This is a genomic window from Amorphoplanes friuliensis DSM 7358 (assembly GCF_000494755.1).
In the GTDB taxonomy this organism is placed as follows: Bacteria; Actinomycetota; Actinomycetes; order Mycobacteriales; family Micromonosporaceae; genus Actinoplanes; species Actinoplanes friuliensis.
In genome coordinates, this window is record NC_022657.1 from 9,194,275 (window position 1) to 9,207,636 (window position 13,362).

At 69.0% G+C, this 13,362-nt stretch carries 12 protein-coding genes; 5 read left to right on the forward strand and 7 right to left on the reverse strand.

Going from position 1 to position 13,362, the window contains the following annotated elements; all coding sequences use genetic code 11:
- Window positions 1-153 precede the first annotated feature (153 nt).
- The gene (locus tag AFR_RS46575; protein WP_148308228.1) at window positions 154-1,566 is read left to right on the forward strand and encodes a hypothetical protein; all 1,413 of its coding nucleotides are present in this window, start codon (window positions 154-156) and stop codon (window positions 1,564-1,566) included.
- Here AFR_RS46575 and AFR_RS42410 read toward each other — a convergent pair.
- The gene (locus AFR_RS42410) at window positions 1,553-2,326 is read right to left on the reverse strand and encodes a CPBP family intramembrane glutamic endopeptidase (protein ID WP_023563021.1); all 774 of its coding nucleotides are present in this window, start codon (window positions 2,324-2,326) and stop codon (window positions 1,553-1,555) included. The genes AFR_RS46575 and AFR_RS42410 overlap by 14 nt on opposite strands.
- A gap of 157 nt (window positions 2,327-2,483) precedes the next feature.
- Between AFR_RS42410 and AFR_RS42415 the strand changes: the two genes are divergently transcribed.
- On the forward strand, window positions 2,484-3,590 hold the full coding sequence (locus AFR_RS42415) for a globin domain-containing protein (protein ID WP_023563022.1): 1,107 nt from the start codon (window positions 2,484-2,486) through the stop codon (window positions 3,588-3,590).
- Here AFR_RS42415 and AFR_RS42420 read toward each other — a convergent pair.
- Window positions 3,587-5,128 (reverse strand): peptide deformylase, encoded by a 1,542-nt coding sequence (locus AFR_RS42420; RefSeq protein ID WP_023563023.1) that lies wholly within the window; start codon window positions 5,126-5,128, stop codon window positions 3,587-3,589. The two genes, AFR_RS42415 and AFR_RS42420, sit on opposite strands and share 4 nt — an antisense overlap.
- Window positions 5,129-5,523: 395 nt before the next feature.
- On the opposite strand from AFR_RS42420, the gene AFR_RS42425 reads away from it, so the two are divergent.
- Window positions 5,524-6,243, forward strand: a complete 720-nt coding sequence (locus tag AFR_RS42425) for an IucA/IucC family C-terminal-domain containing protein (RefSeq protein ID WP_052359929.1) — start codon at window positions 5,524-5,526, stop codon at window positions 6,241-6,243.
- A gap of 10 nt (window positions 6,244-6,253) precedes the next feature.
- On the opposite strand, the gene AFR_RS42430 is transcribed toward AFR_RS42425, so the two are convergent.
- Entirely contained in the window at window positions 6,254-8,221 is a 1,968-nt protein-coding gene (locus tag AFR_RS42430; protein ID WP_084298302.1) for a DUF6311 domain-containing protein, read from the reverse strand.
- Between the two features lie 265 nt (window positions 8,222-8,486).
- Here AFR_RS42430 and AFR_RS42435 point away from each other — a divergent pair, with 265 nt between their 5' ends.
- The gene (locus AFR_RS42435; protein WP_023563026.1) at window positions 8,487-9,200 is read left to right on the forward strand and encodes a class I SAM-dependent methyltransferase; all 714 of its coding nucleotides are present in this window, start codon (window positions 8,487-8,489) and stop codon (window positions 9,198-9,200) included.
- A 70-nt stretch (window positions 9,201-9,270) separates the two neighbouring features.
- Here AFR_RS42435 and AFR_RS42440 read toward each other — a convergent pair whose 3' ends face one another.
- The gene (locus tag AFR_RS42440) at window positions 9,271-9,801 is read right to left on the reverse strand and encodes a YbhB/YbcL family Raf kinase inhibitor-like protein (protein ID WP_023563027.1); all 531 of its coding nucleotides are present in this window, start codon (window positions 9,799-9,801) and stop codon (window positions 9,271-9,273) included.
- 363 nt (window positions 9,802-10,164) lie between these two features.
- Between AFR_RS42440 and AFR_RS42445 the strand changes: the two genes are divergently transcribed.
- Entirely contained in the window at window positions 10,165-11,367 is a 1,203-nt protein-coding gene (locus AFR_RS42445; protein ID WP_023563028.1) for a sensor histidine kinase, read from the forward strand.
- Here the strand turns inward: AFR_RS42445 and AFR_RS42450 are convergent.
- The 3 genes from AFR_RS42450 to AFR_RS48305 are packed head-to-tail and all read right to left on the reverse strand — an operon-like array spanning window position 11,364 to window position 13,337.
- Window positions 11,364-11,906 carry a hypothetical protein gene (locus AFR_RS42450; protein WP_023563029.1) on the reverse strand — a complete coding sequence of 181 codons (543 nt, stop codon included), beginning with the start codon at window positions 11,904-11,906 and terminating at the stop codon, window positions 11,364-11,366. The genes AFR_RS42445 and AFR_RS42450 overlap by 4 nt on opposite strands.
- A gap of 39 nt (window positions 11,907-11,945) precedes the next feature.
- Window positions 11,946-12,587, reverse strand: coding sequence for a GNAT family N-acetyltransferase (locus tag AFR_RS42455; protein WP_023563030.1), 642 nt, complete (start codon window positions 12,585-12,587; stop codon window positions 11,946-11,948).
- 45 nt (window positions 12,588-12,632) lie between these two features.
- The gene (locus AFR_RS48305; protein ID WP_023563031.1) at window positions 12,633-13,337 is read right to left on the reverse strand and encodes a C40 family peptidase; all 705 of its coding nucleotides are present in this window, start codon (window positions 13,335-13,337) and stop codon (window positions 12,633-12,635) included.
- Window positions 13,338-13,362: the final 25 nt, after the last annotated feature.

Consider the following 13,362-nt stretch of genomic DNA (forward strand, 5'->3'; position numbering starts at 1 on the left):
GTGGCTACCGATCGTTGAGGATACCGGACCGCCTCGCGGCCCGGCAAAGAGGTGCCCCCCAGCCACGCCGAGGGTGTCAAAACCTGAGGAATCGACGGACCCTACCGTCTTCCAACAGGTGAAATGCCCGCTGTCGGACTAGGCTGCGTCGGCATGGAGGAGAACGAGCCGTCGCAGCGTCGTCCACGGACGCCGAACCCCGCGTTCAGCACGCCTGAGCAGCCAACTCCCCAGACCAAACCCGCGAAGGCCCCGCCGGCGGTGACCTTCCAGCCACCGTCGGACGACTCCGGTACGCCCGCAGCACGCCAGTCCCCACCGGCGAAGAAGGCGGCGCGGCCGAGGACCCAGCCCGCGGCCAAAGCTGCGCAGTCGCCGCGGGTCGAGGCGTCCACGCCCCCGCCACCGGAGCGACCCGCGCCCGCTGGGCCACCCGCGCCCGCTGAGCCGCCCGCGAAGAAGGCCGCTCCGGAAAAGGCCACAAAGGCCGCGCCTCAAAAAGCGACCCCGCGAAAGGCCGCCCCAGCAAAAGCCGTAGCCAAGAAGGCCGCCGCACCCCAGAAAGCCGCCGCACCGCAAGAAGCCGCGTCACCGCAGAAGGCCGCTGGACCGCAGAAGGCGGCTGGACCGCAGAAGGCGGCTGCACCGCAGAAGGCCGCGCCGGCGAAGAGGGCTGCCGGACCGGCGAAGAGGGCAGCAGCGACGGTCAAGGCGGCAGCCGCCGAGGTCGCCCCGGCCGTCGTCAAGCCGGACATGACCACCGTCCCCGACGAGCAGCCGACGGCGATCACGCCCACCCCAGTACAGGAGAGAAGCGCGACGACATCCCCGGCTGCCGAGCCCCCGGCTACGGCCCCGGGGCAGCCGGGGGCTGTCGTCCCCGCTGAACCGACCCTGCCGCGACCCGCCACCCCGGTGACGGACAGCCTGTCCGGTCCGCGGACCGAGGCCTGGGCAGCGATCATTGCCGATCCCGCGTACGCGCCGGAGTTGCTCGCAGTGGCCGCCACGCAGACGATCGGCCCTCGCGCCAAGGAGTGGGCACGCCGCACGCGGGCCGACTATCCGGCTGCGACACCCGACGGCCTGGCCCGGCTGGCGATCAGCCAGTTCACCCGTTTCGGCAGCGTGAGCAGCGTCTTCGCAGCAGTGGCCGGGTCCTACGCGCCGATCGCGCTGCTCGGGGCGGCGGCGTTCACCCACGCCGAGCTGGCCCTGCACGTGGCCGCGGCGTACGGCCTGGACCCGACCGACCGGGCCCGCGCCGCCGACCTGCTGCTGCTCACGCGGGTGCATCCCGCGCGGGAGGATGCCGAGGCCGCGATCGCCACGGCGCAGGAGCACAGTTACGACAACACCGGGCTGACCGACGCCACCTGGCGGCTGGGCCGGATGCTCGCCGCGCAGGCCGGTGGCTGGGCCGCGATCCGGCTGATCAACCGCTTCTTCCCGGGCACCAGCCTGCTGACGGCGACGCTGACCAGCCGTGGTGCCGCGCGCGCCATGGCCGCCCGAGCGACGATCTTCTATCGCGACCAGAGCCGGGCGGGGATCAGAGCCAGCTGAGCCAGCTCGGCGGCAGCAGGGTGTAACCGACGAACGCCGCGACGTCCAGCAGGGTGTGCGCGACGATCAGCGGCATCACCCGGCCCTTCTTCAGGAAGAAGAGCGAGAACACCACCCCCATCACCGCGTTGCCGACGAAGGCGCCGAAGCCCTGGTAGAGGTGGTAGGAGCCGCGGAGCACGGCGCTGGCCGCCACCACGTACCCGAGGCGCCAGCCGAGTTCGCGGAGCCGGGTGACGAGGTAGCCGACGACGATCACTTCTTCGAGGATCGCGTTCTGTGCGGCCGAGAGGATGAGCACCGGCACCGCCCACCAGACCGGGTTGAGGGCGGCCGGCACGATCTGGGCGTTGAGGCCGAGCTGCGCTGCGGCGTACACGAGGAGGAGGCCGGGGAGGCCGATGGCCGCGGCCAGTGCAGTGCCCCAGCCGAGGTCCTTGCCGGGTTTGCGGAAGTCGATCCCGAGCGTGCGGGCGGGGTCCAGCCGGTCGCGGTTGAGCAGATAGAGGACCAGCAGCACCGGTACGAGCGCAAAGAAGATCCCGAGCAGCTGGTACGTCAGGTCGAGGTAGACCCGGGGCGACTGGGACCTGTTCAGCACCGCCGCCTGCTGGGAGAGCGGCGGACCCGCCGTCAGCTTCGCGATCAGTGACACCACGGCGTAAACGGCGGAGCTTCCCAGCGACAGCAGCAGGACCAGGGTTATCTCCCAGTGGAGCTGCTTGCGGGTGGCCTGGGGGCGATCAAGAGCTGCCGTCACCCGCCCACTCTAGAAGTGCTTCCACCCTTCGAGTGACAGCGACTAGGCACATTCGGACCAATCGGGGCAAGCGACGCGCCGAGTGTCGGCAATTATGCGGCGTGGATCGCACTTTCCGTGCGATGCGTCACTGCTGGATCTGCCCACGCTGAAAGGCATGGGAGACCTCGCGCGTTTGCTCAAGGAGAGCTGGAGCCTCGTCGAGGAGCATCAGGACAAGGTCGCCGGCTATTTCTATGCGCGGATCTTCCTGTCGCACCCGGATCTGCGCGACCTCTTCCCCGTCCACATGGACGTGCAGCGCTCCCGGCTGCTGAACGCGATCATCACCGCGGTGCAGACGCTGGAGGACCCGGAGAAGTTCGACGACTACCTGCGTGCGCTGGGCCGCGACCACCGCAAGTTCCACGTGGAACCGGAGCACTACGAGGTTGTCGGAGGCGCCTTGATCGAAGCCATGCGGCAGTTCGCCGGCGAGCACTGGGGCATCGAGTACGACCAGGCGTGGGCCGACGCGTACGCGGTGATCGCCTCCAAGATGCTGGCCGGCGCCGAGGCGGACACCAACCCGCCCTACTGGTACGCCGAAGTGACGTCCCACGAGCGTCGCGCCAACGACATCGCCGTCTTCACGGTCACGCCGATGCAGCCGCTGGAGTTCCGGGCCGGGCAGTACCTGAGCGTCGAGTGCCCACGCTTCCAGCCCCGGCTCTGGCGAACCTACTCACCGGCGAACGCACCCCGCCGCGACAACACGCTGGAGTTCCACGTGCGGGCCGTGGGCGCCGGCTGGGTCTCCAGCGCGCTGGTCCGCCGGCTCGAGGTCGGCGACATGATCCGGCTGGCCGCACCGATGGGCTCGATGAACCTGGACCGGCGGTCGACCCGGGACGCGGTCTTCGTCGCCGGTGGCACCGGGCTGGCACCGATCAAGTCACTGCTCGAGGAGCTGACCCGTTACAACCGGACGCGCTGGGTGCACGTCTTCTTCGGGGCGCGGACCCGGGACGACCTCTACGACCTGGCCGAGCTCAACCGTCTCGCCGCGCGTTACCCGTGGCTGTCCGTGGTGACCGCCTGCAGTGACGACCCGACGTTCCCCGGCGAGCAGGGCAACATCTCCGACGTCGTGGCGCGGTACGGCCCGTGGAACGAGCACGACTTTTTTGTCTCCGGCTCCGGCCCGATGGTCAAGGCGACGATGCGGACCCTCGCCGAGCTGCAGGTCCCGTCCGTCCGGATCAAGTACGACAGCTTCTCCTAGTAACTCCACGGGCGGCCGGTCTGGCGGTACTCGTCGACCGGCACGAGGTTGGCACCGGGCACCATCCGGTCCACGTACAACCGGCCCTCGAGATGATCGATCTCGTGGCTGACCAGGCGGGCCATGGCCCGCTCGAAGGAGGTGATCATCCGGGTCCCGTCGAAGCGGGCGTGCTCCACGTCGACCCGCAACGGCCGGACCACCAGACCCCGGTAGTCGAAGAAGGAGAGACAACCTTCGTACTGCTCGTCGGTCTCGCTCGACTCGTCGACGACCCGCGGGTTCAGGAGGATCACGGGCTCCGCGCCGCGCTCCGGTGGGCGTACCACGGCGGCGGCAACCGCCAGGCCGATCTGCGGCGCGGCCAGTCCGACACCCTTGCTGAAGTCGTGCAGGCCCTCGAGCCGGTCGAGGATCATGCGGAGACCGGCGACCGCGTCACGGGCAGCCGGCTCCTCCCGGGGCAGCTGGAAGTGCCGGGCGCGCTGCCGGAGCAGGTCCGCACCCCGCTGCACGATGCCTATTCCGCGCATCCGCTGGCTCGCTCTCAGCTCGTGGCCGTTGTGTTCGGGCTTGGGGACTCCTTCGTCCGGCGTGGTGGGTGCCGCCTGGCCGCGGAACCGCCATTCGAGGCGGTAACGGGCGTTGAGCAGCGGTGCGTCCGTCGACCACTCGAAGACCGCACGACGCGCGTCGCTGTGGCGTTCAAGAGGCGTACGGACGGGTACTTCAGCAGCAAGCGACGTCTCGACGCCCCAGACCTGAGGCTCGAACTCGACGGGGAAGTCGAGACGGACGGTGAGATTGCGGGTGGGGAGCCGGACGGCTCGCTGGAACCACTGCCCCCACTTCTCCTCGCCGACGCTGTAGGCGTACTCGATGGTGGTCCGTTCGCCGGGGTAGAGGGGGAACTGACCGTGCTCGTTCTGGAAGAGCAGCCAGACCTCCTTCGCGGCGTCCCGGTCGAGCTTGAGCCGCCACTGCATCCGCTCGGTGGCCTCGCCCTCACCGGCGACCGCCCGCAGGTCCATCTCCTCGAAGCTGAGCGGGTGCTGCCGGTGGTGCCTGTTCGACCCCTGCGGGTCGTGCGGGTACCGGTCGACCGCGATCTTCACGAGGTACCGCGTGACCGGCTCGATGCCCGCGTTGTAGAGGGCCCGGCGGATCACACACCGGTAGGCGCCCTCGGTGTACGTGAGCTCGGCGATCTCCTGCTCCACGATGAGGCCGGTGCCGGGCGGCATCCACTGCGCCGGAACGGGCGGGTCGCGGTGGAGGACGGGGCCGCGGGCGTGCCGCAGTTCGTCGTACTCCTGGAAGCGCTGCCAGATCGCCCCGCCGGCGGCCAGGACCGCCTCCGCGCGCCGCGCGAAGTCCTCGGTCGGTTTGTGCCGGCGTCCCTCGACGTGACTGACGTAGGACGGATCGAAGCCCATGCGCGCAGCGAGCTGCTTCTTCGTCATGCCGCGCTCGACCCGCCATTGCGCGAGCGCCGACACGAAGTGGTCGGCAGCCCTCTCGACAGGCGAGGTGGTCATCACGGATGTCCCCTTTGCGACAGGAATTTCAGTGTCCATGTCATGGGGTGTCCGCATGGGGCTAGTAGCGCGTTGCCGACAGATACCTTGACGAAACCGGCAACGCCGCAACGCTGCGTCAGGTCACCCTCGCAGGGGGTATTTATCCCAAGAACACCTGTCCGGGGGCGGGTAACCAGGCATTGTGCTCGCGTGGTTAGGTTAGCCTTAACAAGGTACGGTGGGCCGTCCTGAAGACCGACGACACGTGGCGAGGTGACAGTGGTGATCCGGCAGACGAAGCCGCGTTACCGCGGCCTGAGCGGCGGCCTCCGGTGACCGCGGCCCTCGATCGTGCTCTCGCCTCCGATTACGCCCAGCAGCCGCTGGCGCCGGTGACCGCCACCCTGCGGGCGATGTTCGGCACCAGCACCGAGCTGCCGGGCCTGGCGCCGGACCTGCTGGTCCAGGACCCGACCGGCTGGCTGCCGACCTCCGACCTCGCCGGCGCGAGCCTCGACACCCTGCTCGACTCGTCCCGGCAGCGCTGGCAGGCCCAGCCGCACGCCGCGGCGGCGCTCGCCTGGAAGGCCTACACCTACTGGCTGACCCTGCCGGCCGTGCTGGGCTGGGCCTCGGCCCGCCGGGTGCCGCTGCTGACCGGCACCGACGTGCTGATGCACTTCTCCGACCCGCGGCCCCTGGTCACGATCGGCCTGCGTCACGACATCACGGTGGCCGTGCTGCCCTCCGACCCGCTGGCGGTGAGCGGCCTGCCCCAGGTGCGGGTTGTCGCCGACGAGGCAGCGCTGCTCGAGGAGCTGCGCCGGTCGCTACTTGACGAGCACCTGACCCCGCTGCTGGACGCCATCCACACCAAGGTGCGGCTGGGCAGTCGCACGCTGCTGGGCTCACTCGCCTCGGGTGTGGCCTACGCCGTGCTGCGCTCGGCCGACGTGCTGCCGGGTTCGTCCGCGGAGAGCATCGCGGCTCTGCTGGGCACCCTCGGTGTCGACGACCTGATCGAGCTCGTCCCGGGCCGCAACGGCAAGCTGGACGTGCAGCGCAAGACCTGCTGCCTCGCCTTCACGCTGCCGAAGCCCAAGGTCTGCATGGGCTGCTGCATCAAGCAGTAAGGCCCGGCTTTTACTGGTTGACCTTCTCGGCGTCCACCAGGTTGCGGACGTCCCAGATCCAGGCGCCGCCTGTCCAGGTGGGCTGGAAGCCGAGCAGCTCGGTCATCGCCCGCAGCATTTCGATGTCCCGCACCTGCGGCGTCAGCACGACCACGCCGGCCTTCCAGTACCGCAGGTCGGCCAGCGTCATCTCGCGACGGGTCTCGGTGATCTCCGGGATCGGGTTGCCCTGCTTGATCGACGACATCAGGCCACTCGTCGGCCGCCACGGCGGCGCGAACAGGGCCGAACGGTCGGTCGGGTCGAGCGGGTTCTGGTTGGGCAGCAGGGCGTAACCGCTGGCGATGCGCATGTCCTGGCCCGTGTAGGCACTCCAGCGCATCGGGTCCGGATACGAACTGTCCGGCAGCGGCAGGGCGACCAGCGTGTGGTTGTCGTCCACGTACTGCTTCCAGGCGCCGGTGGTGACGAAGTCCGGGACCGGGTCCATCGGCGCGATGCGCAGCGGCGTCGGGACGAGCGGCACCAGCGCCATCGCCACGGCGGTGATCATCGCGACGCGCACCGGGCCACGGGCGGCCGGCTGGGCCTTCATCAGATCCGAGGCACGCTGGCAACCGAGGGCCAGCAGGATGCCGACGATCGGAGCGATCGCCATCGCCCAGCGGGTCGGCACGGCCGAGTTGAGGACCGGGACGCTGTGCAGCAGCGCCCAGAGACCGGGAACGCCGGTGTCGACGCCGTTCAGCCGGATGCTCGGGCCGAGCGACATCGCGCCGAAGAACAGTGCGACGCCGGCCAGCGTCACCACGGCGACGCTGCGGCGCATCCAGACGACCAGGCCGAAGAAGAGAATGACCAGACCCCAGCCGAAGAACGCGTTCTCCTCGGCGGCATTCTGGGCGAGGCGCCCCGCGGTGATGCTGTTACCGGCCACGGACCTCTGCGCGTACGCGGTGAAGGAGCCGAGGTCGGCACCGAAGTACCGGACGAACTCCGGCAGCCCGTGGTAGCTCTGCGGTCCGAAGAACTGCACGCAGAGCGGGTACGCCAGCACCGCCAGCGTCACGGCGGCCGCGATGCCCAGGCCGCGCAGGAACGTCTTGATCTCGGCCGGCTTGGCCTTGCGCCGGGAGATCGCCATGACCGCGCAGAAGATGCCGAGACCGACCGCGGTCATGAAGAGGATCTCGAGGTTGATGAACGCCTGCCAGACGAGCAGCCCCGCCAGGATCAGTCCGCCGCGGATCGCGCGGCCCGGTGTCCGCAGCGCCAGCGTGCGCCAGATGATCAGCGGCACCAGGAACTGCGAGACGATGTTCGGGTGTCCACCGGCGTGCGCGATCATGCTCGGCGCGAAGGTGGCGAACAGTGCGCCGACCCAGGCGGCCAGTCGCGAGCTGACGAACTTGCGGGACAAGACCAAATACCACGAGATGCCGGTGACTGCCAACGCGAGAGTAAGAAACGCGTTGAACGACACATGCGGGCCGAACAGCACAGTGATCGGCGTCATCGGCAGCGAAACGGCCAACACCGAGGTGTTGGCCATCATGTTCACCCCATCGGGGTAATTCATGCGATCCGAGAAGAACGGATAAGCGCCATCCGTGAGCACGCGGGCACCGTGCGCCAACATCCACTCAAAGAATGCTTGATCCTGCGGATCGTCCCGCAACTCATGATCAAGATTGAGCCACAACGGCGCGGTGATGAAGAGCGCTACCGCAATGAAGGTGAAGATAGCGAGAACATCTCGCCAGGTGAGAGAACGCCACCAGCGGGGACGGGGAGCCGTCGCCGGCTCACTCTCCGCACCGGCATCAGCTGCGGGTATGACCGAGATGGGCGCGGCCGCGACCTCTGTCTCCAGGGCGAGCAGCTCGGCGTCCAGGTCGTCGGCGTCGGCCTCGCGGTTGGGCGGCAGAACGTTCCCACCGGCCGACTGGCCTGTCGAGTCAATACCCGTAATCGTCATAGCATCGGCGAGCCTAACCGAGGTTGGTAACAGTGTTGTGACGGGCGGCGCAGGCGTGATCGAGCCGATATGTAACCGTGTATTAGCGGTGCATGGCGTCGCCCGTGCATGATGGGTAAGGACTGTGGGTACCCACGGCTCAATGTCTCAATCAGGCAAAAAATGAGCGGCCACCCCCCGCTCAACTTTCGGTTGCGCGCAGCGGATGGTTAACTCTTCCGGTCCCGCTGTCAGCTCGGATCGGCAAGACGAGGGAACCTTACTTATGGCAGACATCACTGGAGACCAGCGGATCCAGTCCGAAGTGCTCGAAGGCCTCGCCACGGCCGTGAACCACCGTCGTTGGTTCGTGGAGCTCGCGCTCCCGTACCTCGGCGACAACCCGATCGAGATCGGGAGTGGTCTGGGCGACTACGCACTCGAGTGGGCCGAACGGGTGCCCCGCTTCACCGCGACCGAGGCCGACCCCGACCGGCTGGTGCAGCTCAAGGAGCGCCTGGCCGACCACACCAACATCGACGTGCGGCAGATGCTGCTGCCCGCCGCGGACGCCAGCGGTGAGTACAGCTCCGCCGTCTCCTACAACGTCCTCGAGCACATCGAGGACCACGTCGGCGCCCTGCGCAGCATGGCCGAGCTGGTCCGCCCCGGTGGCCGGATCATCCTCATCGTGCCGGCCTTCATGTTCGCCATGAGCCAGGTCGACATCGCGACCGGTCACATCCGCCGCTACACCAAGAAGACGATGCGCGCCGCGATGACCGAGGCGGGCCTCACCATCGAGAAGCTGCACTACGCGAACGCACTCGGCCTCATCGGCTACTACGGCGCGACCAGCATCTTCAAGCTGGCGCCGAAGGAAGGCCCGATGGTCAAGGTCTACGACAGCGTCGTGCTGCCGGTCACCAAGGCCGCCGAGAGCATCGTGAAGCCGCCGTTCGGCCAGTCGGTCTTCGTCGTCGCGAAGGTCCCCGGCTGATCCAGCCACCACACGGACAAACCGAAGCCCGCCGGTCGAGACGACCTGGCGGGCTTCGTCGTGAAAACGGTCAGCCGCGGACCTGGTACGTCGGCCGGATGGTCGCCCGGGCCAGCGTGTGGAACGCGAGGTTGAACCCGACGTAGGCCGGTGTCGCGTCGGCACCCACCTCGAGGCTGTCGACGTCCAGGGCATGCACTGCGAAGACATAACGGTGCGGGCGGTCGCCGGGCGGCGGCGCAGCACCGCCGTATCCCGTGTCGCCGTAGTCGTTGCGCACGGAGAACGCGCCCTCGGGCAACGGGTCGGCGCCGCACTCCAGCTCGGTGACCGAGGCCGGGAGGTTCACCGCCACCCAGTGCCAGAAGCCGCTGCCCGTGGGAGCGTCCGGGTCGAAACAGGTCACCACGAAACCACGGGTCTCGGCGGGGAAGCCGGACCAGGACAGCTGCGGCGACAGGTTCTTGCCGCCGACGCTGGTGTGGGCGTACAGCTCGTCGAGCGGCCGGCCGTCGGCGACGTCCGTGCTCGTCACAGTGAAGGCCGGGACCGGCGGCAGGATGTCGTACGGATCCGGAGCTTCGGCTCTCTCCAGGCTCATGCTCGGTCGTCCTTCCCGATCGTGAGGCGCCGTAGCGGCGCCGCATGCCGTGTTCCCCCGATCAGCGAGCGTAACCACGCAGGTGTCAGCCATCTTTCCTGCCGATGACCAGGGGCTTCGTCGATTCTCAGAAAACGCACAGGTGGTGCGCGCTCCTCCGCTTGCGCCGGGCGATAGTTATGTCAGACATCCGACCGGGTGCGCAGGGCAGAGATCCCCGTGCTCGGTGGTGATAGGCCGCCGGAAGGCGTCCAGCAAGTCGGCACCCGCCCCACGGCGGGTGCCGACTGCTGTATGGGGTGTAATCGCAGCCAGGAGGCCGAATCGGCCACCGCCGGCGGGGCCCGGTGAGAGCATCGAACGGTGAGAGCGCCCCTGCCGACCGACGAGAACGACCGCGTCGCGGCGCTGCACGACACCCGGGTGCTCGACACCCTTCCGGAGGACGATTTCGACGACATCGCCTTGCTGGCCTCCGAGATCTGCGGCACGCCGATGGGGCTGGTGAGCCTGGTCGACACCGACCGGCAGTGGTTCAAGGCCAAGGTCGGGCTCGAGGTCGACGAGATGCACCGCGACATGTCGTTCTGCGCGCACGCGGTGACCGGCCACGACCTGTTCGAGGTGCCGGACGCCCTGGCCGACGCCCGGTTCGCCGACAACCCGCTCGTCCTGGGCGACGACAACGTCCGCTTCTACGCCGGCGCGCCGGTCGTCCTGGACGGCACCCACTCGGTCGGCACGGTGTGTGTCGTCGACCATGTGCCCCGGGAGCTGTCCACCGGCCAGCGCCGAGCGCTGCGCAGCCTGGCCCGGCACGCGTCGGTCCAGCTCGAACTGCGCCGGTACGCCCGGCACGCCGGCGACATCGCCGACCGGATGCGCCAGCTGGACCGGATGAAGGACTCGTTCCTGGCCGGAGTCAGTCACGAGCTGCGGACGCCGCTCGCGTCGATCCGCGGTTATCTCGAGATGCTGCTCGAGGACGACTTCGACCCGGACACCTCGCAACGCTTTCTGTCGGTGATGCAACGCAACTCGGACCGCCTGCTGCGGCTGATCGACGACCTGCTGAGTGTCGCCCGCCTCAACGGCGAGGGTGTGGACCTCGACGTCGTCGAGCTGGACCTGGCCGAGCTCGCGCACCAGGTCACGACGTCCTGCCGGCCGCTCGCCGAGCACCGCGAGATCACCCTGCTGAACAGCACGGAACGTCCGATCCTGGCCCGCGGTGATGCCCGCCGGCTCGGGCAGGCGCTGAACCACCTGATCGTCAACGCGATCAAGTTCACCTCGCCCGGCGGTGAGATCACCATCTGCGGTACGGAGGGCGACGAGCCGGAGATCATCATCCGGGACACGGGTGTCGGTATCCCCGCCGCCGAACTGCCGCACCTCTTCGACCGGTTCTTCCGCAGCGCGGCCGCCGATCAGATGGCCGTGCAGGGCCCGGGGCTGGGTCTGTCGATCGTCCGCCTGATCATCGACGCGCACCACGGCAGCATTCACGTCGACAGCGAGCCGGGCATCGGCACCGCCATCCGCCTCACCCTGCCGAAGCCCTAACGTCCCGCCACGCAGTAGTCGTTGCGGCTCGTCCGGGTGGAGTTCAGGGCGGTGAAGGTGGCAGTGTTCGCGTCATCGCCGGTCCGGAGGTCGAGGGTCAGCCGCTGGTAGCCGATGAGATCGGACGGCGGCACGTAGTCGAACGGCTGCACCGACGTGATCCCGTCGGCGAGCGGCCGCCACGCCGAGCGGTCCAGCGGTGCCCGGTTCCAGGTCCAGGTGCGCTGGGCCAGCTGGCCACCGGACAGCCGCAGCTGGATGCACTGCCGCTTGGTCCCCTGCACAGCGAGGAAGTCGACGTACCAGTCGTTGCCGGCCTGGTACTCCTCGCTGATGCCCTCGGAGTACCGGATCTCCCGGTCGAGGCGTTGCAGGGCCAGGCCCAGCTGCGCCTGCGCGACGGATTTGGCGTCGACGGCGTCCGCGGAGCGGTACATGGACAGGATGCTGGCGGTGAAGACGGCCATCACCACGACCATCACGCTCATCGAGACCAGCACGTCGATCATGGTGAAGCCCTCGTCGGACTTCTCCTTCATGACCTCCCTATCGGCAGGTCTCGGCAATCCGCCAGGGAACTAGACGCCGAACATCGGCAGGCAGGGCTCCAGACCTTCGATCCTGACCTCGACCGTCCGGGCCGCCTCCCAGCCGGCCCGGTCCAGCCGCAGCCGGCGTCCGGTCGCCGCCCGGCCACGGACCACGTGGCGAGCGATCCCGTCGTCGGCGTACCCGAGCTTGCGCGACACGGCGTACGAGGCGGCGTTGTCATCGAAGGCCTCCGAGGTGGCCTGCTCGGCGCCGAGCCCGGTGAAGGCCAGGTCGAGAACGGCGGCCCGCATCTCGGTGCCGTACCCCCGGCCGTGGAACTCGCGGCCCAGCCACGAGCCGGTGCCGACCTCGCGCAGCACACCGAAGTTCCTGGCGTCCATCTCCTGCGTACCGATCACGCGGCCGTCCAGCACGGTGACCAGCCCGATCGACCACTTCGCCGGCGACCAGGCGCTCCACTGCCCCCAGTGCCACTGCAGCGTGCCCCGGGCACGCTCCGCGGGGCTTCCGTCCGTCCACGGCACCACAAACGGCTGCCGGTCCGGATCGTGCACCCCGGTGGCGGCGACCCCGGCGAGTTGCCCCAGGTCGTCAAGGCTCGGAACGCGCAGTTCGAGCCGCGGCGTGAACAGCCGCAGCCCGAACAGTGGCCAATGCTCGGTGATCATGCGGAGCATTCTCGCCCGTACGACCACCGCGCGCCGACCCGTTTTTCAGAAGCGCTCGATGTGCAGACCGTCGTAGAGACGGCGGTAAACCACACCGGTACGCGAGTTCCCCGCGTCGATCATCATTCCGCCGCCCATGTAGATCCCGACGTGACCGGGTCCGACGACCAGGTCACCCGGTCGTGCGGCCGCCCGGGAAACGACACGCGCCCGGGCCGCCTGAGCACCCGAGGAATGCGGCAGCCGCAGACCCGCGCGAGCGTACGCACGTTTCGTGAATCCGGAGCAGTCGAACGAATTCGGTCCTTCTCCGCCACGCCGATAGTTCTTACCGACCTGCGAACGGGCGTACGCGATGACCGACGTCATCCGTACCGAGGTCCGGCCGAATGTGCGGTGCCGGGTGACCGCGGCCCGGCGTTTGACGGCGGCCCGTGGCTTCACCGCCGCACGCGATCTGGTGGCGACCGCGGCGGGACGGCTCGCGGCGGCCCGGCGGGCGGCGATCGCGCGCTGGGCTGCGGCCCGGCGCTGGGCTGCCACCCGGCGCGCCTGAGCCTCCCGTCGTACGGTCAAGATCTTGGCGGTTTGCCGTGCTGCGGAGCGCTGCGCCGCACGCAGGACGACGGCTGCCGGCCGGGTCGCGGATCGGCGTGCCGCGGAGCGGGAGCTCCGCTGCACGGAACGCTGGTCCAGGCTCGGCTGCTGGACGGCCACCGCGGGTGCGGCGACCGGAACGGGGGTCTGCACGGTAGTGGGAGGAGGTTCGACGGAT

Coding starts and splice junctions, on each gene's coding strand:
- AFR_RS46575 (WP_148308228.1), top strand. CDS start 154: ATGGAGGAGAACGAGCCGTCGCAGCGTCGTCCACGGACGCCGAACCCC.
- AFR_RS42415 (WP_023563022.1), top strand. CDS start 2,484: ATGGGAGACCTCGCGCGTTTGCTCAAGGAGAGCTGGAGCCTCGTCGAG.
- AFR_RS42420 (WP_023563023.1), bottom strand. CDS start 5,128: ATGACCACCTCGCCTGTCGAGAGGGCTGCCGACCACTTCGTGTCGGCG.
- AFR_RS42425 (WP_052359929.1), top strand. CDS start 5,524: ATGTTCGGCACCAGCACCGAGCTGCCGGGCCTGGCGCCGGACCTGCTG.
- AFR_RS42430 (WP_084298302.1), bottom strand. CDS start 8,221: ATGACGATTACGGGTATTGACTCGACAGGCCAGTCGGCCGGTGGGAAC.
- AFR_RS42435 (WP_023563026.1), top strand. CDS start 8,487: ATGGCAGACATCACTGGAGACCAGCGGATCCAGTCCGAAGTGCTCGAA.
- AFR_RS42440 (WP_023563027.1), bottom strand. CDS start 9,801: ATGAGCCTGGAGAGAGCCGAAGCTCCGGATCCGTACGACATCCTGCCG.
- AFR_RS42450 (WP_023563029.1), bottom strand. CDS start 11,906: ATGAAGGAGAAGTCCGACGAGGGCTTCACCATGATCGACGTGCTGGTC.
- AFR_RS42455 (WP_023563030.1), bottom strand. CDS start 12,587: ATGATCACCGAGCATTGGCCACTGTTCGGGCTGCGGCTGTTCACGCCG.